The organism is Epilithonimonas sp. 33E (assembly GCF_059372615.1).
Genome location: NZ_CM182009.1, coordinates 1,023,698 through 1,048,937, shown reverse-complemented (window position 1 = coordinate 1,048,937; position 25,240 = coordinate 1,023,698). Strand labels below are relative to the sequence as shown.

Genomic DNA, 25,240 nt, shown 5'->3' with positions numbered 1-25,240 from the left:
TTTCACAAAAGTCTAAAACTTCATTGATAAAAAGATTGATTGAAGTCAAGATTTTTTCAACCTCGATAATGTTTCCGGCGACATCCTGAGATAGTTCGCAATGTACTTGTTCGGGATCTCCTGAAATAATTTCGGACTTCTTTTCAAGACTCTTTCGTAGCGGATTTTCGGAGAACTGTACAACAAATCTTTTTCGCGTTCAATCTGCTGTAAAACCAGATCTTCCAGGATTGAACTCCAAAGTTTCAAATTCTCATTGCTGGAATTGATAAGTTCATAAAAATCTTTTTTAGAAGCTATTTTGACAGTTGAAGCTTTAATCGCCTGGATATAAAATTCCGAAGGTTTGCCGGACAAAAATGAATCCAGCGAAACAATAATATTGCCTTGATAACCAAACCTGATAATCCGTTCCTCATTTTCATCTTCGATAAAAATCCGGACACTTCCCTCTTCTACAAAATAGACATTCGTATCAATCGTTCCGGAAGTTTTGAGAAATTCATTTCGTTTTAATTTTCTTATTTCCCAATCTAAATTCCCAAGTAAAATCTGAATCATAGCTATTCAAAAAAAATAAACCTCATAAAAATATGAGGTTTTATTATAATGTTCAAGATTTATTTTATGCTTTTGACTCTAATCATTCCTTTGTTCTCGTGGTACATCATACACATAATTTTGCCGTCTCTTTCCGGGCATTTATCCGTATTATCATAGACCAAAGATACTTTCTCGCCATCCTTTTTAGATTCCAGAATTTCGGCATTACAAACCAGATAATCTTCATTCTCGGCAACTCTCAGATACGTTCCTGTACAGTCTCTTACAATGGTTCCTGTATTAAGTTTGCCATGAACAGTAGCGCAGGAAAACAATAGTGTTGAGAAAATCCCTAGAGATAAAATGTGTGATACTTTCATAGATTTTTATTTGAAGCTAAAAGTACAATTTTAAATTATCATATTATAATGATTTTACTAACTTTGATAAAAATATCAATGATGAACATTTCTAATCAAACACTTTATCAGGAAATTACAGACAAATTAAAAACTGTTCCAAAAGAAGTCTTGGAAAGGATTTCTGCATATTTATCTGAAATTGATAAAAATAAAGAACATCTGAATTTTGAACTTTCTAATGAACAAAAAGAAAGTCTATCCAAAATAAAGGAACGATCTTATTCCGAACATACAGAAGTTAATATTTTCCTCAACGAAATGAGTGAAAAATATGGCATTTAAAATCATTATTTCAAATGAAGCCAAAGTAGATTTAGAAAGCTCATTTTTATATTATCAAGAAAAAGCCAGCAAAAAAGTAGCGGATAACTTTATTAAAGATTTCAGAAAATCAATAAAAATAATTTCGGATAATCCTTATTTTAAAATTTGGTTTGAAGAATTTAGAGCTAAACCATTAGCCAAATATCCGTTCTTAATATTTTTCTCTGTTGATAAAAAAGAAAATATAATTTTAATTGCAAGAATCTTCCACACATCACAAAGTCCTGAAAAGTATCCATAAAAAAAGCGAAAGAATAAATCTCTTTCGCTTTTTTATTTTATTAGGTTGAAATTACATCGCCTCCATTTTAAACGTCATACTTTCAATCACTTTCAAAATAGCTTCCACCGTGTCCATCGATGTCAGACAAGGAACGCCGTTTTCTACGGACATTCTTCGGATTTGGAAACCGTCTCTTTCGGATTGTTTGCCTTTCGTCATTGTATTAACAACATATTGTACTTTTCCTTTCTGAATCAAATCGATCAAGTTCACATCTTCTTCCCCGATTTTGTAACCGATTTTTGTCTGAATTCCTTTTTCTTCAAAGAATTTCGCCGTTCCTTCCGTTGCCCAAATTCTGAAGCCTGCGTTGTTGAAACGTTTTGCCAATTCAGAAGCTTCTTCTTTGTCCGCATCAGCAACAGTAAAGAGAATTGCACCGAATGTCGGGACTTTTCTTCCAGCGCCGATTAAGCCTTTGTACAAAGCTTTTTCCAGCGTCAAATCTTTCCCCATTACTTCTCCAGTCGATTTCATTTCCGGTCCTAGAGAGATGTCTACTTTCGTTAACTTACTGAAAGAAAAAACCGGAACTTTCACATAAACACCTTCCTTGTTAGGAACCAATCCTGATTTGTAACCCAAATCTTTCAATGACGATCCGAGAATCGCTTTGGTTGCCAAGTTTGCCATCGGAACATCCGTTATTTTCGATAAGAAAGGAACGGTTCTGGACGAACGTGGATTCACTTCGATGACGAAAACTTCGCCGTTGGAAATCACGTACTGGATATTCATTAATCCAATGACATTCAAACCTTTTGCTAATCTTATCGTGTAATCTTCTAATGTTTTGATTTGAGTTTCCGTCAAAGTCTGAGGCGGATAAACTGCAATCGAATCTCCGGAGTGAACTCCTGCTCTTTCGATATGTTCCATAATTCCGGGAATCACAACCGTTTCGCCGTCAGAAATCGCATCCACTTCCACTTCTTTTCCGGTCAGGTAACGGTCAATCAGAACAGGATGTTCCGGACTTGCATCCACCGCGTTTTCCATATAATGAGCGAGTTCTTTCTCATTATAAACGATTTCCATAGCACGACCTCCCAAAACATAACTCGGACGAACCAAAACCGGATAACCGATTTCGTTGGCAATCACAATTGCTTCTTCTTTTGAAGTCGAAGTTTTCCCCAATGGTTGTGGAATTCCTAAATCCTGAAGTGCTTTTTCAAATTTATCTCTGTTCTCTGCTCTGTCCAAATCTTCCAAAGAAGTTCCCAAAATCTGAACGCCGTGAGCAGCCAATTTATCTGCCAGATTAATCGCTGTCTGTCCTCCAAACTGAACCACAACGCCTTTTGGTTTTTCAAGTTCGATGATGTTCATCACGTCTTCTTCTGCCAAAGGTTCGAAGTATAATTTATCAGAAATCGAGAAGTCTGTGGAAACGGTTTCAGGGTTTGAATTGATGATAATCGCTTCGTAACCCATTTGCTGAATCGCCCAAACCGAATGTACCGTTGCATAGTCAAACTCAACTCCTTGACCAATTCTGATTGGACCAGAACCCAAAACGATGATTTTTTCTTTTTCAGAAACTACGCTTTCGTTTTCTTCTTCATAAGTTCCGTAGAAATATGGTGTTTCGGATTCAAATTCAGCGGCGCAAGTGTCAACCATTTTGTAAACCGGCATTATTCCGTTATCTTTTCTGAACTGGAACACTTCTTTCTGAGTGGTTTCCCAAAGATGAGCAATATTCAAATCGGCGAAACCTAATTTTTTAGCCTCAAGAAGAATTTCTTTGTTGAATTTATTTTCTTTGATTGTTGTTTCGAAGTCAATCAGTTTCTTGATTTTCCAGATGAAGAATTTGTCAATTTTACTCCATTCCACAATCTGTTCCCAATCGTAACCTCTTCGTAGAGCATCACCAATGATGAATAATCTTTCGTCATCACAAACCCTAATTCTTCTTTCGATTTCTTCGTCTGTCAAAGCATCCGCCTGCTTTTTCTTAAGTCCAAGATGTCTCAATCCTGTTTCCAAAGAACGAATGGCTTTTTGCAGAGATTCTTCGAAGTTTCTTCCGATAGCCATTACTTCGCCCGTTGCTTTCATCTGCGTTGACAATCTTCTGTCCGCGGTTTCAAATTTATCGAACGGGAATCTTGGGAACTTAGTCACAACATAATCCAAAGCAGGTTCGAAACAAGCGTAAGAAGTTCCTGTTACTGGATTTTTGATTTCGTCCAATGTTAAACCGACCGCGATTTTCGCCGCAATTTTGGCAATCGGATAACCTGTTGCTTTACTCGCCAGAGCTGATGAACGCGAAACTCTTGGATTTACTTCGATGATATAATAATTGAATGAATGTGGGTCTAATGCCAACTGAACGTTGCATCCACCTTCGATTCCTAAAGCTCTGATGATTTTTAGGGAAGCGTTTCTCAACAACTGATATTCTCTGTCAGAAAGCGTCTGCGAAGGCGCCACCACAATAGAATCTCCTGTGTGAACACCAACCGGGTCGATGTTTTCCATATTACAAACCACGATGGCGTTGTCGTTAGAATCTCGCATTACTTCGTATTCGATTTCCTTGAATCCTGCAATTGACCGTTCAATCAGACATTGTGTTACGGGCGAATGTTTCAATCCCAGTTCGGCAATTTCTTTTAATTCTGCTTCAGTAGAAGCAATTCCACCACCAGTTCCTCCCATTGTAAAAGCAGGACGAACAATCACAGGATAACCGATTCTATCTGCAAAATCCAAAGCGCCTTGCACAGTTGTTACGATGTCAGATTCAGGAACCGGTTCGTTCAGTTCTCGCATCAATTCACGGAACAAATCTCTGTCTTCTGCCTGATTGATTGCTGAAAGCTTCGTTCCTAAAACTTCTACTTTACATTCTTCAAGAATTCCGGATTTCTGTAATTCAACCGCCATATTCAGTCCGGTTTGTCCTCCCAAAGTCGGAAGAAGCGCATCCGGACGTTCTTTGCGAATGATTCTGGAAACGAATTCCAAAGAAATCGGTTCAATATAAACTTTGTCGGCAATCTCCACATCCGTCATTATTGTAGCAGGATTGGAATTGATCAGAATCACTTTGTAGCCTTCTTCCTTCAAAGAAAGGCACGCCTGTGTTCCCGAATAATCAAATTCTGCAGCCTGACCAATAATGATTGGACCTGAGCCGATTACTAAAATGGTTTGTATATCTGTTCTTTTCATTTTTACTTTTATTGTCCAAAATCCAATGATGGAAGTCGGGAGATTTTTATTTTCTTTTTGATTTTGACAGCTTTACAATTGAAACTATCTGCTTAGCTCTTCTGACTGTCTACTTAACTCTTCTGACTATCTACTTAAGTCTTCTGATTGTCTACTTAACTCTTCTGACTATCTACTTAACTCTTCTGATTGTCTACTTAACTCTTCTGACTGTATACTCAAATCTTCTAATTGTCTATTTAACTCTTCTGACTGTCTACTATACTCTTGTAACTGTCTACTTTGCTTTTGTCACTGCCTACTTAAGACTTATTAGCTTATAGCAGCAACGTTTTAATTAAATTTATTTCTTAAAATCCTCCATCAAAGTGATGAAATCATCAAAAAGATAATTCGCGTCTTCCGGGCCTGGACTGGCTTCGGGATGGTATTGAACGGAGAAACAAGGATGAATTTTGTGTTTCAAACCTTCATTGGTTCGGTCATTCAGAGCGATATGGGTTTCTACTAAATCTGTATTTTTCAAAGATTCCTGGTCAATCGCATAACCGTGATTTTGAGAAGTGATTGCGACTTTATTTTTTTCCAAATCCAAAACCGGATGATTTCCACCTCTATGTCCGAATTTCAGTTTGTAAGTTTTTGCTCCACAAGCCAGACCAATCAATTGATGACCTAGACAAATCCCAAAAATCGGAACTTTTCCCAACAATTTCTGAATCATTACCAAAGCTTCCGCATTATCTTCCGGGTCGCCAGGACCGTTGGAAAGCATAATTCCGTCTGGATCCATTAATAGAATTTCTTCTGCGGTTGTGTCGTGAGAAACTACGATGATATCACAGTTTCTTTGAGACAACTCGCGAATGATTCCCAATTTGGAACCGAAATCTACCAAAACCACTTTGAAACCTCTTCCCGGACTGGCATAAGATGTTTTTGTAGAAACCTGCTCTACTTGATTTGTGGAGAATTGAGTCGCTTTTAGCTCTTCGATTACAGCTTTTTCGTCTGCATCTGCATTGACGATTTTGCCTTTTTCAACGCCTTTGTTTCTAAGGATTCTTGTCAATCTTCTGGTGTCGATTCCGGAGATTCCTGACAGATTTTTCTTTTGGAACAATTCGTCCAAAGTGATTTGAGTTCTGAAATTGGATGGCAAATCGCATAATTCTTTCACAATCAAACCTTTGATTGCAGGTTCGATGCTTTCGTAATCATCACGGTTGATGCCGTAATTTCCAATCAAAGGATAAGTCATACAAACGATTTGTCCGCAATAACTCGGGTCGGAAATCAGTTCCTGATAACCCGTCATTCCTGTGTTGAAAACCACTTCTCCAGCAGTTTCCTGCTCTGCTCCGAATCCTGTTCCATGAAAAACTTCGCCGGATTCTAATATTAATTTCTTTTTCATTTTTAAATTTTATCAAACGCCAGACTCTTCGACAAGCTCAGAGTGACAGTTTAAATACTTATTTTTAGATTTTTACTCAAAAAAAACACGCCCGAAAGCGTGAATCAATATTTTAATTTTTGGAGTCGATGAATTGGAATCCTCTGTTTTCCAAATCAAATTTAAGGATTGCCATTCTCGCAAAAACGCCGTTCTGCATTTGCTTGAAGATTCTCGACCTTTCACATTCAACTAATTCTGAATCGATTTCCACACCTCTGTTGATTGGCGCCGGATGCATAATGATTGATGTCGGTTTCATTTTCGCTTCACGCTCTTTTGTCAAACCGAATTTCTTCAAATAATCTTCCGGTTTGAAATTGAAGTTTCTCTCATGACGCTCGTGCTGGATTCTCAACAGAATCAAAACATCCACTTCTTTTACCAGATCATCGAACTGCATGTAAGTTCCGTTGACCAGCATTCCTTCATCAAACCAGAATTCTGGCCCTGAGAAATAAACTTTCGCACCCAATCTTCTGAATAATCCTGCATCTGAATTAGCAACACGGCTGTGTTTCACATCACCAACAATTCCGATTTTAAGACCTTCGATTTTTCCAAATTCCTGAATGATTGTCAGCGCATCCAAAACCGCCTGTGAAGGATGACTTCCTACACCGTCGCCAGCATTTATAATACTTAGCTTAGCATCTTTCAACGCATCATAATAACGTTTTTCTGAGTGTCTGATAACTGCAACTTCCACACCAATGGCCTCCAATGTTTTGATCGTATCCAACATTGTTTCCCCCTTTGCGATAGAGCTTTTGTCTGTTTCGAAATCTATGACCTGAAGGCCCAGTTTTTTCTGAGCCACTTCAAAGCTTGTTTTAGTTCTCGTACTATTCTCAAAAAAGAGATTCGCTGCGAAAACATCGCCTTTAATCTTACTTATTTTACCGTCAGCAAACTGCTGCGCTTCTTGTAATATTTTCTCTATACTTTCTGTAGAGACGCGTGAAAGCTTAATCATATCTCAAATTTTTAAATAAAAAAAAACGAAGCCTAAAAGACTTCGTTAAATATAAAAAATATTGTTGTTGTCGGCAAACTTGCCAATTGTTTCTATCGCTAAATTCTGTACCAGATTCATTGGGTGCAAAGATACCAATATTTTTAATATTATGAAATCTTCTTCATAATTTTTTATGTTAAATGAATGAACTTCTGCTCTAAAATTTTTACAATCAAAAATTTTCTCTATTTTTGAAAGAATGATTTGCCATTATGAGTTTGGATAAAAAAGACAAATTAATCCTTCAGCTCCTTCAAGAGGATTCTACACTATCTGTAAAAGAAATTTCCGAAAAAATCGGATTGACTTTCACGCCGACTTACGAACGTATCAAAAACCTTGAAAAGCAAGGTGTTGTAGAAAAATACGTTGCGATTCTCAACCGGGAAAAACTTGGCATCAACATCGTGGTCTATTGTAATATCCGTCTGAAAGAACAATCTCAAAAAACACTGAAAGAGTTTGAAGATTATATTTCCAAATACGATGAAGTACAGGAAATTATCAGTCTTTCCGGCGAATATGATTATATGTTGAAGATTCTTGCAAACGACATCAATTCTTATAATACTTTCACGGTTAACGTCATTTCAAACGGACCTCATATTGGACAATATCACAGTTCTATTGTTCTAGCCGAAGTTAAAAAAACGACTAAGTTTAAGTTGGATTGATTTAATGGTTAATTATGAAAATTAATCATTAACAATTGATAATTATCCTAGCAGTTTATCTCTCACTTTATTGAATTGATATTCAATTTCGTCGAGGCAAAGATTTCCTAAACTGCCTTGATGTGTGTGATTCAGTTCTTTGTAACCGTACTCAAAAACGTTATTTTCAATTTCTTGTCCGATTTGGATGTACGCATCTCGGAATGATTTTCCGTTTTTCACTCCTTCGTTGATTTTTTCTACGCTGAAAATATATCTGTACTTTTCATCGTCCAGAATATTGTCTTTCACTTCTATATTCGGAAGTGTGTAAATCAAGATTTCGAGGCATTCTTTCAAAGAATCAATGGCAGGAAACAGAATTTCTTTGGTCAACTGCAAATCTCTGTGATAACCAGATGGCAGATTGTTCGTCACCAAAATCAATTCATTTGGTAAAGACTGAATTCTGTTGCATCTTGCTCTTACTAATTCAAAAATATCCGGATTTTTTTTGTGCGGCATAATGCTGCTTCCCGTCGTGAATTCCTTTGGAAAACTGATAAAATCAAAATTCTGACTCAAATAAAGACAAACATCGTAAGAAAATTTACTTAAAGTTCCTGCCAAAACCGACAATGAATTAGCCAATAATTTTTCCGACTTTCCTCGAGTCATTTGTGCATAAACTACATTATAATTCAGTGTTCTGAAATCTAATTTATAAGTTGTGCTTTCTCTGTCAATCGGGAAAGATGAACCGTAACCGGCAGCCGAACCCAATGGATTTTTATTAATGATATTCTTCGTTGCAAACAGCAATTCCAAATCGTCCACCAAAGATTCTGCATACGCACCAAACCACAATCCAAAAGACGAAGGCATTGCCACCTGCAAATGTGTGTAACCCGGCAACAAAACATCTTTATGCTGATTCGCTTTGTCTTTCAGTATTTGAAAGAATGAATCCGTTAGTTCTGTAGTCTCTCTGATTTCATCTAACAGATAAAGTTTAATATCTGTAAGAACCTGGTCATTTCTTGACCTTGCGGTGTGGATTTTCTTTCCTGTTTCGCCAAGCTTTTCGATGAGAATCGTTTCGATTTGTGAATGGATGTCTTCTGCCGATTTATCGATTTCGAAGCTTCCTTTTTCGATGTCGGTAAGGACTTCTTCCAAAACCGCAACGATATCCTGCTCTTCATCCAAACGAATCAAACCAACTTCCGCCAGCATTTTTGCGTGAGCAATAGAGCCCAACACATCGTATTTTGCTAATCTGTCGTCAAAATCCAGGTCTTTCCCGACTGTGAATTGGTTGACCAAATCATTGGTTTTTGTATTGTCTTTTTGCCAGATTTTTTTCATTTCTTAATTTTTTTTGAACGCAAAACGCGCAAAGATTTTTTATTTTAATCTGATGTTTTTAAGTTCGCAAAGACGCTTACGCTCATCAAAAGAAAACATCATTTTGTAAAGTCGAATTGCGGAAGGCGGATAAAGCTACTCAAACCTAAAATAGAGATTCGACGTAGTCAAATTATTTTATAATACTTTTTCTAAAATCTTGATGTAAACATCGATTCCTTCCCGGATTTCGTCAATATAAACAAACTCGTCCGCCGTATGGGAACGCAAACTGTCTCCAACGCCCAACTTGACCGACGTGCAGGGAATAATTGCTTGATCCGAAGATGTCGGCGAACCGTAAGTCGTCCTGCCCAACGCTAATCCCGCCTGAACAAACGGATGATTGACATCGATTTTTGAAGAATTGAGACGGAATGACCTCGGCGTGAGTTTCGATTTCATCTGGGACTGGAGGATTTCGAAAACTTCCCGGTTCGTGTATTCGTCTGTCACACGCACGTCCAAAGTGAAATTACATTTTTCCGGAACTACGTTATGCTGAGTTCCCGCATTGATAACCGACAAAGTCACTTTCACTTCACCCAGATAATCCGAAACTTTTGGAAATTTGAAAGTCAGAATATTCTGCAAATCCTGCATACATTTCACAATCGCATTATCATTGTTAGGATGTGCTGCGTGAGAAGGTGTTCCGGTCATTTCCCCGTCAATCACCAATAAACCTTTTTCAGCGATAGCAAGATTCATTTTTGTGGGCTCGCCTACGATTGCTAATTCTACATTTGGGAGTTGTGGGAACAAGGCTTCGATACCGTCCAGACCAGAGATTTCTTCCTCAGCTGTCAGAGCAATTACCAAATTATGAGTCAAATCTTCAGCCTCATAAAAATAAAGAAAAGTCTGCGCCATTGCCACCAAAGATGCACCTGCATCATTGCTTCCCAGACCAAATAATTTCCCATCTTTTTCTACAGGAATAAACGGGTCCAAAGTATAAGCTTTGTTCGGTTTTACCGTGTCGTGATGGGTGTTGAGAAGAATGGAAGGTTTGCCAGCATCAAAATGTTTGTTGGTTGCCCAAATGTTATTTTTGAATCGGTTGACAGTTAACTGATGCTCATTGAAAAATCCTTCTATGATGAGCGAAACGTTATATTCGTCACGGCTCATAGAGGGCGTTGCAATGATTTTTTTCAGCAATTTGACTGCATTTTCCGTTAATTCTTCTCTGCTAAATACAGATTTCAGTTCCTTCATTTCCTAGTTTTATTTGGTCTGATAATTTTTCTTCTTTGATTAAAGCCACTTTCTGAACGCCATTTTCTTTGGCCTTGAAAGCATTCTCTAATTTTGGTAAAATTCCTTTGTGGAGTTTTCCTTCGGATTTCAATTCAGAAAATTCTTGTTTGTTAATTGTTTTCAAATTTGAATTTTCGTCTTCAATATTTTCCAAAACCCCATTTTTATCGAAACAGAACAGTAATTCTGTATCGAAATATTTTGATAAAGCCTGAGCGATAGTTCCGGCAATCGTGTCTGCATTGGTGTTGAACAGATTTCCTTTTTTATCGTGAGTGATGGCAGAAAACACCGGAATCAAACCCAGATTTATTATATTAATAATCAATTCGTGATTGATACTTTTTTCATCGATATCGCCAACAAATCCAAAATCGATTTCTGGATGTTGTCTTTTTTCTGCTTTGATAACGTTGCCGTCCGCTCCGGAAAATCCAATCGCATTGCAATCGAAACTTTGCAGTTTTGCCACGATGTTTTTGTTGATTCTGCCTGCATAGACCATTGTTACGATTTTCAACGTTTTCTTATTAGTGATTCTTCGTCCATCAATCATTGTTTGCCTTATTTTTAGCTTTTCGGCTAAAGTTTCAGCAATTTTTCCACCGCCGTGAATCAGGATTTTTGCGCCTTCAATCTCTGAAAATTGTGCAAGAAAAGCTTTCAATGCTTTTTTGTCATCGATAAGAGTTCCGCCGATTTTTATGATATGTAGTTTTTGCATTGATGATTTTTTAAACGCAAAGTCCGCAAAGTTTTCTTATTGATTATTAAAAATATTTTAAGGTTCGCAAAGGCGCTTACGCTCAGCTAAGTTTTGAACCACAAAAGACACAAAAGATTTTTGTAATTCTAATCCAATTATTTCTTTTGTGACTTTTGTGGTTTATCTAATTCATCTAAAATTTCACTGAAAACTATCTGAGCAGAAAAGATTCTGTTTTTTGCCTGCTGATAGATGATTGAGTTTTCGCCATCCATTACTTCATCACTCAGCTCAAGATTTCTACGAACCGGCAGACAATGCATTACTTTCGCCTGATTGGTGAGTTTTAATTTTTCATTCGTCAGCATCCAGTTACCTTCAACTTTTGGCATATTCGCATAATCATCAAATGAAGACCAGTTTTTCACGTACACGAAATCCGCATCTTTCAACGCTTCATCCTGATTATGAATCACTTTTGTACCTTTCGTGAAATTTTTATCCAAATCATAACCTTCCGGATTTGTGATTACGAAATCTACATCCATCTGCTGCATCCACTCGGTAAACGAATTTCCGACCGCCTGCGCAATCGGTTTGATGTGAGGCGCCCAGGTCAAAACGACTTTTGGTTTTCTATTTTCTGTCCAATTTTCGGTGATTGTGATGCAATCTGCCAAACTTTGTAGCGGATGTCGAGTTGCCGATTCCAAAGAAACAACCGGAACTTTGGCGTGTTTCAGGAACTGGCTCAGAATACTCTCGTTCACATCATCTTCTTTGTTTTTCATTCCTGCAAAACATCTCACAGCAATGATGTTGCAATATTGATTCAGAACCTCTATCGCATCTTTGATGTGTTCGACTGTGTCGCCGTTCATTACGGTTCCGTCAGCAAATTCCAGATTCCAAGCTTCCTGAGCAGCGTTGAGAACCAGGACATTCAGTCCCAAATTCTGAGCGGCGATTTGTGAACTTAATCTTGTTCTGAGACTGGAATTAAGAAAAACCAAACCAATTGTCTTTCCTTTTCCTTTGGTTGGATTTCCTAATGGATTTTCTTTTATTTTTAAAGCTTTTGCAATGGTATTTTGCAAGTTATTTATATCGTAAACGGAAGTGAAATTTTTCATCTTATTTTTTTTTATCGCAAAGGCGCTAAATTATTTTATGTAATTCGACTTTTATAAGTCGCAAATTTTAATGCACGATTTTTGCGACTTTTCAACATTATAATTATTGATTTCTTGCGCCTTTGCGTTATTTAAATTCTATAATTTCTTTTTTCGAATCAATAGATTTCAAGGTTTTTTCTAAAGCATTGATGAACAAATCGGATTCTTTTTCCGAAATATTGAGCGCCGGCAAAATCCGCAGAACATTCTTGCCATTGGCATTGCCCGTGAAAATAAAATGCTCAAACAGCAATGCTTTCCTGACATCTGCACAAGCTTGGTCGAGCTCAATTCCAATCATCAGACCTCGCCTTTTGATGTTTTTGATGTGAGGAAAATATTTGATTTTTTCTTCAATATAAGCACCTGTTTTTTCTGAATTTTCGATTAAATTTTCTTTTTCGATGACTTCCAGAACGGCTAATCCTGCAATGCAGGCGAGATGATTGCCGCCAAACGTGGTTCCCAATAATCCGTAACTCGCCTGGAATTTTGGACTAATCAAAACGCCACCCATCGGAAAGCCATTCCCCATTCCTTTGGCAACCGTAATCAAATCCGGTTTGATGTCAAATTCCTGATGCGCAAAGAATTTCCCGGAACGTCCGTAACCTGACTGAACCTCGTCCAAAATCAAAATCGAATTGTTTTCTTTGCACAATTTTTCAATCTTTAAAATGAAATCTTCCGTCAATAAATTGATTCCACCAACACCTTGGATTCCTTCTACAATCACAGCAGAAATTTCGTCCTGATTTTCAGCAAAAATCTTCTCCAATTCTTCTGAATTATTGAATTCACATTTGATAAAATTCTCAGATTCGTTGACTGGCGCAACAATTTTTGGATTATCTGTTACGGCAACTGCGGCAGAAGTTCGTCCGTGAAAAGCTTCTGAGAAATAAACCACTTTCTTTTTCCTGTTATGAAATGAAGCCAGCTTCAAAGCGTTTTCATTAGCTTCCGCTCCGGAATTGCATAAGAATAACGAGTAATCTTTGTAACCTGACAGTTTCCCTAATTTTTCAGCCAATTCAGTTTGTAAAGGATTCTGAACGGAATTAGAATAAAAACTGATTTTCTCCAATTGATTTTTCAGTTTTTCAACATAATGCGGATGATTGTGACCAATGGAAATCACAGCGTGCCCGCCATAAAAATCGAGGTATTGCTGTCCGTTTTCGTCCCAGAGAAAAGAACCTTGGGCTTTTACTGGATTGATATTGAAAAGTGGATATACGTTGAATAAATTCATTTTAGTTGATGGTTGTAGCTTGATTGTTGATTGATTTAAAACGCGATAGGTTTTAAGTTTAAACCTAAACTTTGTTCCCAGCCATTGGCAATATTCATATTTTGAACCGCTTGTCCGGATGCACCTTTCAGAAGGTTGTCAATCGCAGAATGAACCGCTGTTTTATTTCCTTCTTTTTCGATTGATATAACACAAAAATTGGTATTAACGACTTGTTTCATATCCATCGATTTCTCTGAAACTTTCACGAAAGGTGAATCTTTGTAAAAGTCTTTGTATAAGGTGTAAATCTTTTCTAAATCCCAATCACAATCAATAATAGAACTTGTAAAAATCCCTCTTGAAAAATCGCCGCGCCACGGCACAAAATTAAGTTCGACATTCTGTTGATTCAGCGAATTGATTTGTTTCAAAATCTCATCAACGTGCTGATGGTTCAAAGTTTTGTACGCGGAAATATTGTCATTTCTCCAAGTGAAATGCGTTGTCGCCTGCAACGACTGTCCAGCTCCGGTAGAACCAGTGATTCCCGTTGTATAAACATCTTTCAGCAGATTTTCTTTTGCTAAAGGCAATAACGCCAACTGAATCGCAGTCGCAAAACATCCAGGATTGGCAATACTTTTCGAATCCTTAATTTCATTGAAATAAATTTCCGGCAAACCGTAGATGAAATTTCTGTTTTTAAATTCTCCTTCCAATCGGAAATCGTTTCCTAAATCAATAATCAAAGTTTCATCTGACACCGGATTTTCATCTAGCCAATTCTGACTTTCTTTGTGTGGAAGGCAAAGAAAAAGAATGTCGGTTTGTGAAATTTCATTCGTCAAAACCAAATCGCAAATTGAATCCAAATCCGGATATAATTCTGAAATCCTGACTCCGGAGTTGGAACGGCTGAACAAAAACTTTAATTCTACATTCGGATGGAATGCGAGCAATCGAATGAGTTCGCTTCCTGTGTAGCCATTGGCTCCGATGATTCCGACTGATTTTTTCATTTTTAATTATAAATATTTTGAACGCAAAGCGCGCAAAGATTTTTTTTAACTACTAACTGTTTTTAACTCGCAAATTTTTTGAATCTTTTATTTTTTCTCGCAGATTTTTCTGATTTAACAGATTTTCATTGAATTACACGCAGCCCGGCTTGAGCGGAAATCCTTTTTTGCTTGTACTTAAGTTCTATTTTAAACTGAAGTCGTCTGCAAAAAAGATTGGGAGCGGAAGACGGATTAAGCTGCCCAAATAATTCTAGTTCAGTTTATTGACCTGATGATAGATGTTGAGCGAGTTGCTGAGGATTTTGGTAAATCCTTTCACATCTTCACCACTCCAGGCGAGATTTTCTTCGCCGTAACTTCCAAATTTTGAAGACATTAAATCATTTTCAGATTCGATTCCGTTCAGAATAAAGCGATACGGATGAAGCGTGATAAACACTTTTCCGTTGACTGTTTTCTGAGAATCCTGCAAAAATGATTCGATATTTCTCATCACCGGGTCAAGGAAAAGCGCTTCGTGAAGCCAGTTTCCGTACCAATCTGACAACTGCGACTTTATCGTCTGCTGGTATTTTGATAAAGTGTGTTTCTCCAATAAATGATGTGCTTTGATGATGATTGATGCCGCCGCAGCCTCGAAACCAACACGACCTTTGATGCCGACAATCGTATCTCCAACGTGGATATCGCGACCGATTCCGTAAGGTGAAGCTAGTTCCTCAATCTTCTGAATCGCCAAAACCGGATGTGAATAAGTCTTGCCATTGACAGAAATCAGTTCTCCGTTTTTGAATTCGATTTTCAGTTGAGAAGGTTCTGTTCTTTCGATTTGTGACGGAAACGCTTCTTCCGGAAGATTATGTCTTGAAGTCAAAGTTTCTTTTCCGCCAACGGAAGTTCCCCAAAGTCCTTTATTTATAGAATATTTCGCTTTCTCAAAGTCCATTTCGTAGTTATGGTCTTTCAGGAATTGAATCTCATCTTCACGAGACAAACTCATATCACGAATTGGTGTGATGATTTCGATTTTCGGACACATAACTTTGAAAATCAAATCAAAACGAACCTGGTCATTTCCTGCGCCAGTACTTCCGTGCGCTATCGCATCAGCTCCAATTTCCAAAGCTACCTCAGCAATCATCTGCGCCTGAACCGTTCTTTCCGCACTCACAGACAACGGATATGTATTGTTTTTCAGAACGTTACCAAAAATTAAATATCTGACACAATCATTATAATATTTTTCCGAAGCATCAACAAACCTGTAAGAAGTCACGCCTAATTTTTCCGCTTTTACTTTAAGCGAAATCTCATCATTTTTATCAAAACCTCCTGTATTAATCGTAACTGCGTGAACTTCGTAACCCAAAGTTTCACTCAGATATTTGGCACAATAGGAAGTATCTAAACCTCCGCTGAATGCCAAAACTACTCTCTTACTCATTATTGTTATTTATAGATTCTAAATTTTTCTTTTTCTCTTGGTTCAGATTTTCCGGAACGAAAAGCATTGCTGTGCAAAGGCAGTTTTTGCGTTCTTTCATCATCAGAATTTCGTAATTCACGCAGTTTTTGCAACCGTTCCAGAATTGTTCATCCTGCGTCAGTTCAGAATAGATGACGGGTTTGTAACCCAAATTGCTATTGATTTTCATCACCGCTAACCCAGTTGTTAATCCAAAAATTTTAGCATACGGATATTTTTCACGGGATAATTGGAAAATCCTTTCCTTAATCTGAGTTGCCAGACCGGCATTCCTGAATTGAGGTGCAACGATGAGTCCGGAATTAGCAACATATTCGCCGTTAGTCCAGGTTTCTATATAACAGAAGCCCGCCCAGTTCCCATTTTCGTCGATTGCTATAATAGAATTGCCTTCTGAGATTTTTTTGCCCAGATAGTCGGAAGAACGCTTTGCAATACCAGTTCCGCGTTTTTTCGCGGAATCCTCCATTTCGTTTCTGATTTCTTCCACATAAACCAAATGTTTCTCTGAAGAAACTTCTAATTTCATTGATATTATCTAATTAAGGCGCAAAAATAGAAATAATTATCTTTATAATCCAAATAATAAAGATTATTTTATCTGTTAAATTTATATTAACAATAATATTATCTCAATAATGAATGATTTCCAGTTCATATTTGCTTAATTTTATGTAAATTGGCTTGAACATTAATACAATCGGAAAAACAATTAAATCTAGCCGGAAATAATATGAGAAATTATCACATCCAGAATCTGCAGGACTATTTCAAAGAATATAAAAAATCCATCAAAAACCCTAAGAAGTTTTGGGATAAGGTTGCGGATGAGAATTTTGTATGGTATCAGCGTTGGTCCAAAGTTGTAGATTACAATATGGAAGAAGCCAATATCAAATGGTTCAAAAACGCAAAACTTAATATCACCAAAAACTGCCTTGACAGACATCTTTCCGTACGCGGAGATAAAACCGCCATTATCTGGGAACCTAACGATCCTAAAGAAGAGGCACAGCACATCAGTTTCAATGAACTTTATGAAAGAGTAAACAAAACAGCCAATGTTCTGAGAGAAATGGGCATCCAGAAAGGCGACAGAGTCTGCATCTATCTTCCCATGATTCCGGAATTGGCAGTCACGATGCTAGCTTGCGCCAAATTGGGAGCAGTACACTCGGTGATATTTGCAGGATTTTCTGCGTCTGCTGTAGCTTCCAGAGTGAATGACTGTGGTGCAAAAATGGTTATCACATCAGACGGAAGTTATAGAGGAAACAAAGTCCTTGACCTGAAAAGCATCGTGGATGAAGCATTAGAAAAGGCACCAACTGTAGAAAATGTTTTGGTCGTCAAAAGAACGCACAACGATGTGAAAATGAAAGATGGCAGAGATCACTGGATGTCGGAGTATTATGATAAATCATCTTCGGATTTTGTGACGGTGATTATGGATGCGGAAGATCCGTTGTTCATTCTTTATACTTCCGGTTCTACAGGGAAACCAAAAGGAATGCTTCACACCTGTGCCGGTTATATGGTTTACACAGCTTACACGTTCAAGAACGTGTTCAATTATAAAGAAAATGACATCTATTGGTGTACAGCAGACATCGGTTGGATCACGGGCCACTCGTATATTCTTTATGGTCCGTTACTGAATGGCGCAACAACCGTTATTTTCGAAGGGGTGCCGACTTATCCTGATGCAGGAAGATTCTGGGAAGTGATTGAGAAACATAAAGTGACTCAGTTTTATACCGCTCCGACTGCTATCCGTTCTTTAGCAAAAGAAAGCGTGGAATGGGTTCAGAAACACAACCTGGATTCTCTTAAAGTCATCGGCTCTGTTGGTGAACCAATTAATGATGAGGCGTGGCATTGGTACAATGATAATGTCGGTCATAAGAAATGTCCGATTGTTGATACCTGGTGGCAAACCGAAACCGGCGGAATCCTTATCTCTCCTATCCCATTTGTCACACCTACCAAACCCACTTATGCGACTTTGCCTTTGCCAGGAATCCAGCCGGTGTTGATGGATGATAAGCGTAACGAAATCTCCGGCAACCAAGTAACAGGAAATCTTTGCATCCGTTTTCCCTGGCCGGGAATTGCAAGAACGATTTGGGGCGACCATCAGCGTTACAAGGAAACTTATTTCTCGGCATTTCCAGGTAAATATTTCACTGGTGACGGCGCACTGAGAGATGAAGTTGGCTATTACAGAATCACTGGGCGCGTGGATGATGTGGTGATTGTTTCCGGGCATAACCTTGGAACAGCACCTATTGAAGACAGCATTAACGAGCATCCTGCTGTTGCCGAATCAGCAATCGTGGGTTATCCGCACGATATCAAAGGGAATGCACTCTATGGTTTTGTAATCCTGAAAGAGTCGGGAGAAGAAAGAAACCGCGAGAACCTTGCGAAGGAAATAAACCAGCTGATCTCCGAACAGATCGGGCCGATTGCCAAGCTGGACAAGATTCAGTTTGTATCCGGGTTACCAAAGACCAGATCCGGCAAGATTATGCGCCGCATCCTGAGAAAGATTGCAGAAGGCGATTTCTCCAACTTCGGTGACACATCTACACTGCTGAATCCTGAGATTGTGGATGAAATTAAGAATGAAAAAATATGATTTAATTATTAATGATCATACTGAGACCGTTTACAATATTAATTGAAATGTATCAGTGTCAGGTTGAGGCTCTTGAACCCCTATTAAATTAATTAAATCCTTTAGACCTTAAATTACAACGCAAAGACCACCTGATTTTGGGTGGTCTTTGTCATTTTGCCATGTTTTTTCATTGGTTCGGAATAACAATTTGCAATCATACTAGATTAGCCGGCTTCATTGTAGTAAGAGAACAAAGTCTTATAAAAGATTCGAAAAGTTAAATTATGCCGATAGTGCGAATTTTCAACCTTACTAACAAAAGCAAAATTTTTTTAGGAAATAATTCAGATAAGTTCTCCACCATTTTTACCAAATGGTAAACCACAGTTCAATAGGCTTAATTAACTTTGCAGCCATGGAAGAACTGACCAACTATATTTTACAATTCGGTAACCTGAACCAACAGCAGATCGACCTTATCCGCAGCAAAGCGGATGAAATAACACTTGTTAAAGGTGACTATCTTGTAGAAGCAGGAAAAACCTTCAACCAGTTTGTTTTTATCCTGGAAGGTATTTTACGCATCTATTACTACAACAACAAAGGTGAGGAGATAACCAAGTATTTTGTGGATGAACACCATCTGTTTACCAACCCTAGCCCAGGCGAGCCAATCACGGAATACATCCAGACCCTTACAGACTGTAAGCTGATTGTATTTTCGCAGCAGGACTGGAACGAACTTTCCAATACGATCGTTGGCTGGAACGATATCACCAACAAGATATTCCATAAGTCATTGGTTGAAAAACTGGATCGGAGAAGTTCATTAGTTTCGGATGATGCTACGACCCGCTACCTGACCTTCCTTCAAAAATTCCCCACCCTTGCCAACCGTGTTCCGCTTTCTTACATCGCTTCCTACCTGGGTATAACGCAACAATCGTTGAGCAGAATCCGGAAAAACATCCGCTAAAATCACTTTTTACCAAATGGTAAACGATTCTGTTTTAAGTTGCCGCAACTTAGCAGCAGCAAATTCTAAATCAACAGGACATGAAAAAAGTATTTATAACAGGTGCTAACAAAAGCATCGGCTTCGAAACAGCAAGACAATTATTACAACAGGGACTTTACGTATATCTCGGAAACCGAAGCCTGGAAAACGGGCAGAAAGCTGTAGAACAACTAAAATCAGAAGGACTGAGCCAGGTAGAAGCCATTCAGATCGACGTCACTGATGACAATTCGGTAAACAACGCCCGACTGGAGATCGGCAAAACAACAGATGTTTTGGATATCCTGATCAACAATTCGGGAATCTCGGGTGCAAAGTTTGATGAAAAAGGCGATTACATCCCACAAACTGCTGAACACACCAGCATTGATGTTTTCAAAGAAGTGTACGACATCAATGTTTATGGCGTGATAAGGGTGACACATGCTTTTTTGGACCTGCTGAAACAATCGGACGAGCCAAGAATTGTGATGGTAAGCTCGAGTCAGGGTTCCATAACTTTGCACAGCGACCCGACTTACAAGTATTACAACCACAAAGGGGCAGTTTATCTATCTTCTAAGGCAGCACTCAATATGTACACTGTGAACCTGGCGTATGAACTTCGTGATACCAACTTCAAAATCAATGCGGTAAGTCCAGGTTTTACAAAGACGGATTTTAACAACAACCGTGGAACAGGCACGGTGGAAGATGCCGGAAGACGGATTGTAAAATATGCTTTAATTGGCAATGACGACGTAACGGGAAAATTTTTCTGCGAAGAAACGAACCCTGAATCGGGAGAAATTCCGTGGTAAAAAATGACACTCACAATATTGTATCAAATGATATGAAATAAAAAGCCGCCCAGACAGAGCGGTTTTTTATTCCAGACAGCAGAAAATTTCCTTCAAAAATCTTATCTTTAAGCATCATAAAAACTATGAACTATGGAAAACAGGAAAGCGCCTGTGTTCGTTATGAGCATTATTGCCATCATTGTAGGATCGGCATTATATAAGCAAATAGATTTTAAAACTATGACCGTGGAGAAGCCATGGCTGGCCGCTTTGTATGCTTTGACGTTTTTGTTTGCCCTCTATATCCTCATCAAAGGTTACAGAAAAAAAACTAACAATTAGCCTTTGATTGTTTCAAATCATAATCAGAAAAACAGGTCGATTTTACTTTAGTAAAACACTTTTCCGTTTGAGATTTTCACAACATTTTCCTTCTCCATTATCTTGAGTGTTCGGATTGTGGTCTCGACACGAAGACCGGTCAAGCTGGCCAATTGCTGTCTTGTGAATGGAACCTGATATGAAAAAGGATCCCGATCATCCTGCGAACTTTTGAGATGATCCAACAGTGAAATCAACTTACTGGCAGGATTTTGTTCAAACAAAACACCACCCATAAACAACCTGAAATGTACAAAATCTGAAAGATTGCAGATAATTTTGGAATATATATTGGGATAACTGACCAAAAGATCTAAAAATCCTGCTTTGTGCAACTTCAACACCTCGCAAGCTGTGATAGCCACAGCATTTACCGGGTAAGTTTTATTCATAAACAATGTAAATTCTGCAATACTTTGCTTGTCATTCAGGATGCAGTGTATCAATTCTTTGTTATTTTGACGGACATTATTCAGCTTAACATTCCCTTTAGCAATCTGGTAATAAAACTGTGGCACTTCTCCTTCCTTAAAAACAGTATCTCCGGCATTGTATTCTTCAATGTCAGCTCCGAATGACTTTAATGTTAATTCCTCTATCATCACGCTATTTTTATGGATTAATAATAACCGGGAAGTTTCAGTAATAACTATAAATTGTTTTAGTTGGATTATTTAAACCCTGATATGTTAAGAACGAAAAACCATTTTCCGGCTTAAAACCGGAAAATGGTCAGCAAAAAAAATAACTATTATGGTAAGGTCTACGCAATAAATAAGGATGCAATAGTCTGTGCATCTGAACCGCTCATTGTTTCGTCATAAGCTGCGGATCCTGCCGGAGCACCAAAAGCTGTTGCCGTATTGAAACCTGCCTGCATGGTATTATCCTCACCTGCATAGACGGGATTGGTTGCGGAAGGCATATTACCACCATTGGCTAATTCTATCCAGCCTTTATTAGCTCTCATTCTTCTGACCTGAGACGCATGCCTGGCCTCTACGGAGTGGATCTGCAAAGCCGCTGTTAAAACATCTTTGTTAGACATCACATTGCCTGCCTGTCCTTTGTAAGCTCTCACACCTGTATCTTCGAATGCCTGAGCCAATATCAGAAACTGGCTATAATCCGTAAACGGAGAGAAATTACCTTTGGCTGTAAAATCAAATGTCGGTTTTGATCCCGGCGTTTCTCCCAATGATGTTAAGGCACTTTTAAGAAAAGCAACATGCGCTGTCTCATGTTTTGAAATCTGCATAAAAACTTTTCTGTCCGCTGTGGGAATAAGGTTGTTAACACCTAACCCCATTCTATAATATTCATCTTCCAGGTATTCTAAAACCAAAGCCAGCTGCAATGCATCGGTCAATGTACTTTTAAATGCAAAAGAAGATGCAGCATCTGTTGTTTCTGCTTTTACGGGAGTGGTCATCAATGCTCCTAACCCGAGTGGCACTGCCGCTACTGCTACTTTTTTACCAAAACCTGCTATGCTGTTTAAAGTGCTTAATCGTGAAGCTTCTGTTGTGAAGAATCTGTCATCAGAAAGCTTATCTAGTATTTTGAGAATGTTCATAATAATTGATTTTAAAAAGATGAATAATTAACCGATGTTTCTTTCTTTCCATGTGAATGGCGTTTTGATAAATCCACCTGCTGCCATGACAATATCCTTAGGCTCTTTTGCCAGATCTAATCCGTTGGCATCTATCACATCATCGCCTGAAAAATCAGCAGATCCCGGATTGATGAGATTCCTGATAGCTGATGCATGTCTTGCTTCCACAGAAACAATCTTACCGGCAATGACCAGATAATCCGGATTCGTAATATACCTGCCTGCGCCGTTGTAGGCTGCAACACCTGTATCTTCCAGCGCTTTTGCAGTTGCCAGTACAGAGTTCCTGTCATTGAAGTTCACATTAGGATACTGAAATTCCAGAGTCGGTAACACATTGGATGTTGCACCGCTGATGGCAGCCTTGAAAAAATCCCTGTGGATCACCTCGTGATGATACAGGTCTGTAAAAATTTCTCTTTCCGCACTGGAAATTCCGGAGTAGAAGTTATTAACCACTTTGGTATAAAAATCCGCTTCCAGCTGCTCCAGCGCATATGCATAATTGAGGACACCAACATCTCCTTTTCCAAGGTCAAAAACATTGTCATTACCACCAATCATCATATCATCATCGTTACATCCTACGAGCGCAAGACCAGCCATTGCCAATCCTACCCCACTTAGCTTCAAAAAGTTTCTTCTGCCTGTATCCAGGGTAGCACCCTGATTGGATACACTGATTGTTTTTTTCATAATATTATTTTTAGTATTTGGTTTATTTTTTTAAATTCAAAAAAAGCAGCATAAAAAATTTATGCTGCCTTATCAACTACTTATGGCATTAATACTGTATCAATCACGTGAATAACACCATTGGATTGGTTTACGTCAGCAATCGTTACTTTTGCATCCGTTCCTTTAGCATCTCTCACATACAGATCGTTACCTTTTGTCCAAAAAGTAACATTTTCGCCTTCTACTGTTTTCATCATAGCCTTTCCGTTGCCAGCTTTCACTGCAGCCCAGATTTGTTTTGCATTATACTTTCCTGCAAGAACATGGTAAGTTAAAATCTTTGTCAGTGTCTCCTTATTTTCAGGTTTCACCAGATTTTCTACCGTTCCTTTAGGAAGTTTTGCAAAAGCCTCATCGGTTGGTGCAAGAACCGTGAATGGTCCTTTGCCTTCCAATGTCTCTACCAGGCCTGCAGCTTTTACAGCAGCAACCAAAGTCTTGTGGTCTTTAGAATTAACTGCGTTTTGTATTATATTTTTTGAAGGGTACATGGCAGCACCGCCAACCATTACCGTTTTTTCCTTCATTGATTGTGCAAACATATTTCCGCTAAAAGCGAATGATAATGTCAGGATACTTAATACTGTGATTTTTGATCTTGAATTCATTTCAGTTTATTTTTTTGTTAATATTTAGTGTTATGTGGATTTACGATATTGGTTTTAATTTGGATTTAATTTTTTTGATGTTTTTATTTAAATAATTATAAATCAACCATTTATTTTTTTATCAGGAATAAAATCAAGACAAACCGAGTTCATACAAAAGCGTTTTCCTGTAGGTTTTGGTCCGTCATCGAAGATGTGCCCAAGATGAGAGTCACATCTTCCACAAAGAACCTCTGTTCTTTCCATATTGTAAGATGTATCTTTCTTATACTTAACACTGTTTTTGCGTACAGGCTGATAAAAAGAAGGCCAGCCGCAAGTGGTTGCAAACTTGGAGGTTGAAAGGAATAAAGCATTGCCGCAGACTGCGCAGTAATAAGTGCCTTTTTCATCGAACTCATAATATTTTCCCGTGAAAGCAGTTTCCGTAGCAGCTTCTCTTGCCACCTGATAGAGTTCCGGCTTCAGGATTTTTTTCCATTCGGCATTGCTCACCTTTAATGGTTTTGTATCAGTTCTGGAATAATATGGGTTTTTGATTTTGAAATTCCCGGATTGTGAGAAAGCGTTAATTGAAATCAGAATAAGAATAACCTTGAAAGTCGTGTGTGATATTAAATTTTTCATTTTAATAAATGTTGAATGATTACTTAATATCATTTACGGAATAAAAGATTCTTTGGATTTTGTCTGTGGTATATTTTATTTTATTACATTTGGAATGAAAAATAATCAATTATTAAAACTAAATATTCTGAAGAGCAGCTTATCGTTCTATTGAAAAATAAGGACGAAAATGGTTTTCATCATCTGTATGACAACTATTCTGGTGCACTTTATGGTGTTATCCTGCGGATAGTCTGCTCCAAAGAATATACTGAAGATGTCATCCAGGATGTCTTTGTCAAAATCTGGAATTCTATCCATCAATACGATGTTTCAAAAGGCAGATTTTATACATGGATGATCAATATCGCAAGGAATACAGCCATTGATTATCTGAAATCGAAAGGATTCCAGAACGAACTCAAAAACCAACCGCTCCCGGATTTCGTATATAACACTGCAGAACTTTCAACAACCAATGAAGAGTCTGACTTTATTGGACTGAAAAATGTTCTGGAAAGCCTGGAAGCTGATAAGCAGGAACTTATAAATATGGCATATTATCAGGGATTTACCCAAAATGAAATATCCGAAAAACTGAAGATCCCGCTGGGAACCGTAAAAACCAAAATGCGTAATGCATTAATGAAATTAAAGGATTTGCTAAAAGATTATCAATAAA

General features: G+C 38.1%; 26 protein-coding genes. 8 read left to right on the top strand and 18 right to left on the bottom strand.

Going from position 1 to position 25,240, the window contains the following annotated elements; genetic code table 11:
- Positions 1-45 precede the first annotated feature (45 nt).
- Both AC5P2S_RS04880 and AC5P2S_RS04875 read right to left on the bottom strand, forming a co-directional pair.
- Positions 46-561 (bottom strand): Crp/Fnr family transcriptional regulator, encoded by a 516-nt coding sequence (locus tag AC5P2S_RS04880; protein ID WP_494556432.1) that lies wholly within the window; start codon positions 559-561, stop codon positions 46-48.
- Between the two features lie 59 nt (positions 562-620).
- Entirely contained in the window at positions 621-923 is a 303-nt protein-coding gene (locus tag AC5P2S_RS04875) for a hypothetical protein (RefSeq protein WP_494556431.1), read from the bottom strand.
- Positions 924-971: 48 nt separating this feature from the next.
- On the opposite strand from AC5P2S_RS04875, the gene AC5P2S_RS04870 reads away from it, so the two are divergent.
- Entirely contained in the window at positions 972-1,247 is a 276-nt protein-coding gene (locus tag AC5P2S_RS04870) for a hypothetical protein (protein WP_494556430.1), read from the top strand.
- Positions 1,237-1,530: a type II toxin-antitoxin system RelE/ParE family toxin gene (locus tag AC5P2S_RS04865; RefSeq protein ID WP_494556429.1), complete on the top strand. Its 294-nt coding sequence runs from the start codon at positions 1,237-1,239 to the stop codon at positions 1,528-1,530. Before AC5P2S_RS04870 ends, AC5P2S_RS04865 begins: the two co-directional genes overlap by 11 nt.
- 51 nt (positions 1,531-1,581) lie before the next feature.
- Here AC5P2S_RS04865 and carB read toward each other — a convergent pair whose 3' ends face one another.
- The 3 genes from carB to AC5P2S_RS04850 form a co-directional block, all read right to left on the bottom strand.
- On the bottom strand, positions 1,582-4,761 hold the full coding sequence (gene carB, locus AC5P2S_RS04860) for a carbamoyl-phosphate synthase large subunit (protein ID WP_494556428.1): 3,180 nt from the start codon (positions 4,759-4,761) through the stop codon (positions 1,582-1,584).
- A gap of 343 nt (positions 4,762-5,104) precedes the next feature.
- A complete protein-coding gene (locus tag AC5P2S_RS04855) occupies positions 5,105-6,178 on the bottom strand; it encodes a carbamoyl phosphate synthase small subunit (RefSeq protein ID WP_494556427.1) in 1,074 nt (357 codons plus the stop codon).
- Positions 6,179-6,290: 112 nt separating this feature from the next.
- Positions 6,291-7,193, bottom strand: a complete 903-nt coding sequence (locus AC5P2S_RS04850) for an aspartate carbamoyltransferase catalytic subunit (RefSeq protein WP_494556426.1) — start codon at positions 7,191-7,193, stop codon at positions 6,291-6,293.
- 254 nt (positions 7,194-7,447) lie between these two features.
- Between AC5P2S_RS04850 and AC5P2S_RS04845 the strand changes: the two genes are divergently transcribed.
- Complete coding sequence (locus AC5P2S_RS04845) at positions 7,448-7,909, top strand: Lrp/AsnC family transcriptional regulator (RefSeq protein ID WP_346772099.1); 462 nt, start codon at positions 7,448-7,450, stop codon at positions 7,907-7,909.
- Between the two features lie 42 nt (positions 7,910-7,951).
- Here the strand turns inward: AC5P2S_RS04845 and argH are convergent, their stop codons facing one another.
- From argH to AC5P2S_RS04805, 8 genes are all read right to left on the bottom strand, one after another.
- Positions 7,952-9,256 carry an argininosuccinate lyase gene (argH, locus tag AC5P2S_RS04840; RefSeq protein WP_494556425.1) on the bottom strand — a complete coding sequence of 435 codons (1,305 nt, stop codon included), beginning with the start codon at positions 9,254-9,256 and terminating at the stop codon, positions 7,952-7,954.
- A gap of 177 nt (positions 9,257-9,433) precedes the next feature.
- Complete coding sequence (locus tag AC5P2S_RS04835; protein ID WP_494556424.1) at positions 9,434-10,516, bottom strand: M20 family metallo-hydrolase; 1,083 nt, start codon at positions 10,514-10,516, stop codon at positions 9,434-9,436.
- Entirely contained in the window at positions 10,491-11,282 is a 792-nt protein-coding gene (gene argB / locus AC5P2S_RS04830) for an acetylglutamate kinase (RefSeq protein ID WP_494556423.1), read from the bottom strand. Before argB ends, AC5P2S_RS04835 begins: the two co-directional genes overlap by 26 nt.
- Positions 11,283-11,419: 137 nt before the next feature.
- Positions 11,420-12,397 carry a Rossmann-fold NAD(P)-binding domain-containing protein gene (locus AC5P2S_RS04825; RefSeq protein ID WP_494556422.1) on the bottom strand — a complete coding sequence of 326 codons (978 nt, stop codon included), beginning with the start codon at positions 12,395-12,397 and terminating at the stop codon, positions 11,420-11,422.
- 127 nt (positions 12,398-12,524) lie between these two features.
- Positions 12,525-13,694 (bottom strand): aspartate aminotransferase family protein, encoded by a 1,170-nt coding sequence (locus AC5P2S_RS04820; protein WP_494556421.1) that lies wholly within the window; start codon positions 13,692-13,694, stop codon positions 12,525-12,527.
- 35 nt (positions 13,695-13,729) lie between these two features.
- A complete protein-coding gene (argC, locus tag AC5P2S_RS04815; RefSeq protein ID WP_494556420.1) occupies positions 13,730-14,695 on the bottom strand; it encodes an N-acetyl-gamma-glutamyl-phosphate reductase in 966 nt (321 codons plus the stop codon).
- A gap of 253 nt (positions 14,696-14,948) precedes the next feature.
- Entirely contained in the window at positions 14,949-16,142 is a 1,194-nt protein-coding gene (locus AC5P2S_RS04810; RefSeq protein WP_494556419.1) for an argininosuccinate synthase, read from the bottom strand.
- Positions 16,135-16,713 (bottom strand): GNAT family N-acetyltransferase, encoded by a 579-nt coding sequence (locus tag AC5P2S_RS04805; protein ID WP_494556418.1) that lies wholly within the window; start codon positions 16,711-16,713, stop codon positions 16,135-16,137. Before AC5P2S_RS04805 ends, AC5P2S_RS04810 begins: the two co-directional genes overlap by 8 nt.
- Before the next feature lie 165 nt (positions 16,714-16,878).
- Here AC5P2S_RS04805 and acs point away from each other — a divergent pair, with 165 nt between their 5' ends.
- The 4 genes from acs (at position 16,879) to AC5P2S_RS04785 (ending at position 20,949) form a co-directional block, all read left to right on the top strand.
- Positions 16,879-18,825, top strand: a complete 1,947-nt coding sequence (gene acs, locus AC5P2S_RS04800; protein WP_494557006.1) for an acetate--CoA ligase — start codon at positions 16,879-16,881, stop codon at positions 18,823-18,825.
- Between the two features lie 355 nt (positions 18,826-19,180).
- Complete coding sequence (locus AC5P2S_RS04795; protein ID WP_494556417.1) at positions 19,181-19,783, top strand: Crp/Fnr family transcriptional regulator; 603 nt, start codon at positions 19,181-19,183, stop codon at positions 19,781-19,783.
- Positions 19,784-19,863: 80 nt separating this feature from the next.
- A complete protein-coding gene (locus AC5P2S_RS04790) occupies positions 19,864-20,625 on the top strand; it encodes an SDR family oxidoreductase (protein WP_494556416.1) in 762 nt (253 codons plus the stop codon).
- A gap of 132 nt (positions 20,626-20,757) precedes the next feature.
- Positions 20,758-20,949 (top strand): hypothetical protein, encoded by a 192-nt coding sequence (locus AC5P2S_RS04785; protein WP_494556415.1) that lies wholly within the window; start codon positions 20,758-20,760, stop codon positions 20,947-20,949.
- Positions 20,950-20,996: 47 nt separating this feature from the next.
- Here AC5P2S_RS04785 and AC5P2S_RS04780 read toward each other — a convergent pair whose 3' ends face one another.
- The 5 genes from AC5P2S_RS04780 to msrB all read right to left on the bottom strand — a co-directional run bounded on the left by AC5P2S_RS04780 (position 20,997) and on the right by msrB (position 24,579).
- Positions 20,997-21,590, bottom strand: coding sequence for a Crp/Fnr family transcriptional regulator (locus AC5P2S_RS04780; RefSeq protein ID WP_494556414.1), 594 nt, complete (start codon positions 21,588-21,590; stop codon positions 20,997-20,999).
- 161 nt (positions 21,591-21,751) lie between these two features.
- Positions 21,752-22,564, bottom strand: a complete 813-nt coding sequence (locus tag AC5P2S_RS04775) for a ferritin-like domain-containing protein (protein ID WP_494556413.1) — start codon at positions 22,562-22,564, stop codon at positions 21,752-21,754.
- A gap of 27 nt (positions 22,565-22,591) precedes the next feature.
- Positions 22,592-23,302: a ferritin-like domain-containing protein gene (locus AC5P2S_RS04770; protein WP_283417224.1), complete on the bottom strand. Its 711-nt coding sequence runs from the start codon at positions 23,300-23,302 to the stop codon at positions 22,592-22,594.
- Positions 23,303-23,382: 80 nt separating this feature from the next.
- The gene (locus AC5P2S_RS04765) at positions 23,383-23,952 is read right to left on the bottom strand and encodes a fasciclin domain-containing protein (RefSeq protein WP_494556412.1); all 570 of its coding nucleotides are present in this window, start codon (positions 23,950-23,952) and stop codon (positions 23,383-23,385) included.
- A 102-nt stretch (positions 23,953-24,054) separates the two neighbouring features.
- A complete protein-coding gene (msrB, locus tag AC5P2S_RS04760; RefSeq protein WP_494556411.1) occupies positions 24,055-24,579 on the bottom strand; it encodes a peptide-methionine (R)-S-oxide reductase MsrB in 525 nt (174 codons plus the stop codon).
- Between the two features lie 150 nt (positions 24,580-24,729).
- Here msrB and AC5P2S_RS04755 point away from each other — a divergent pair, with 150 nt between their 5' ends.
- The gene (locus tag AC5P2S_RS04755; protein ID WP_283417227.1) at positions 24,730-25,239 is read left to right on the top strand and encodes an RNA polymerase sigma factor; all 510 of its coding nucleotides are present in this window, start codon (positions 24,730-24,732) and stop codon (positions 25,237-25,239) included.
- Position 25,240 lies beyond the last annotated feature (1 nt).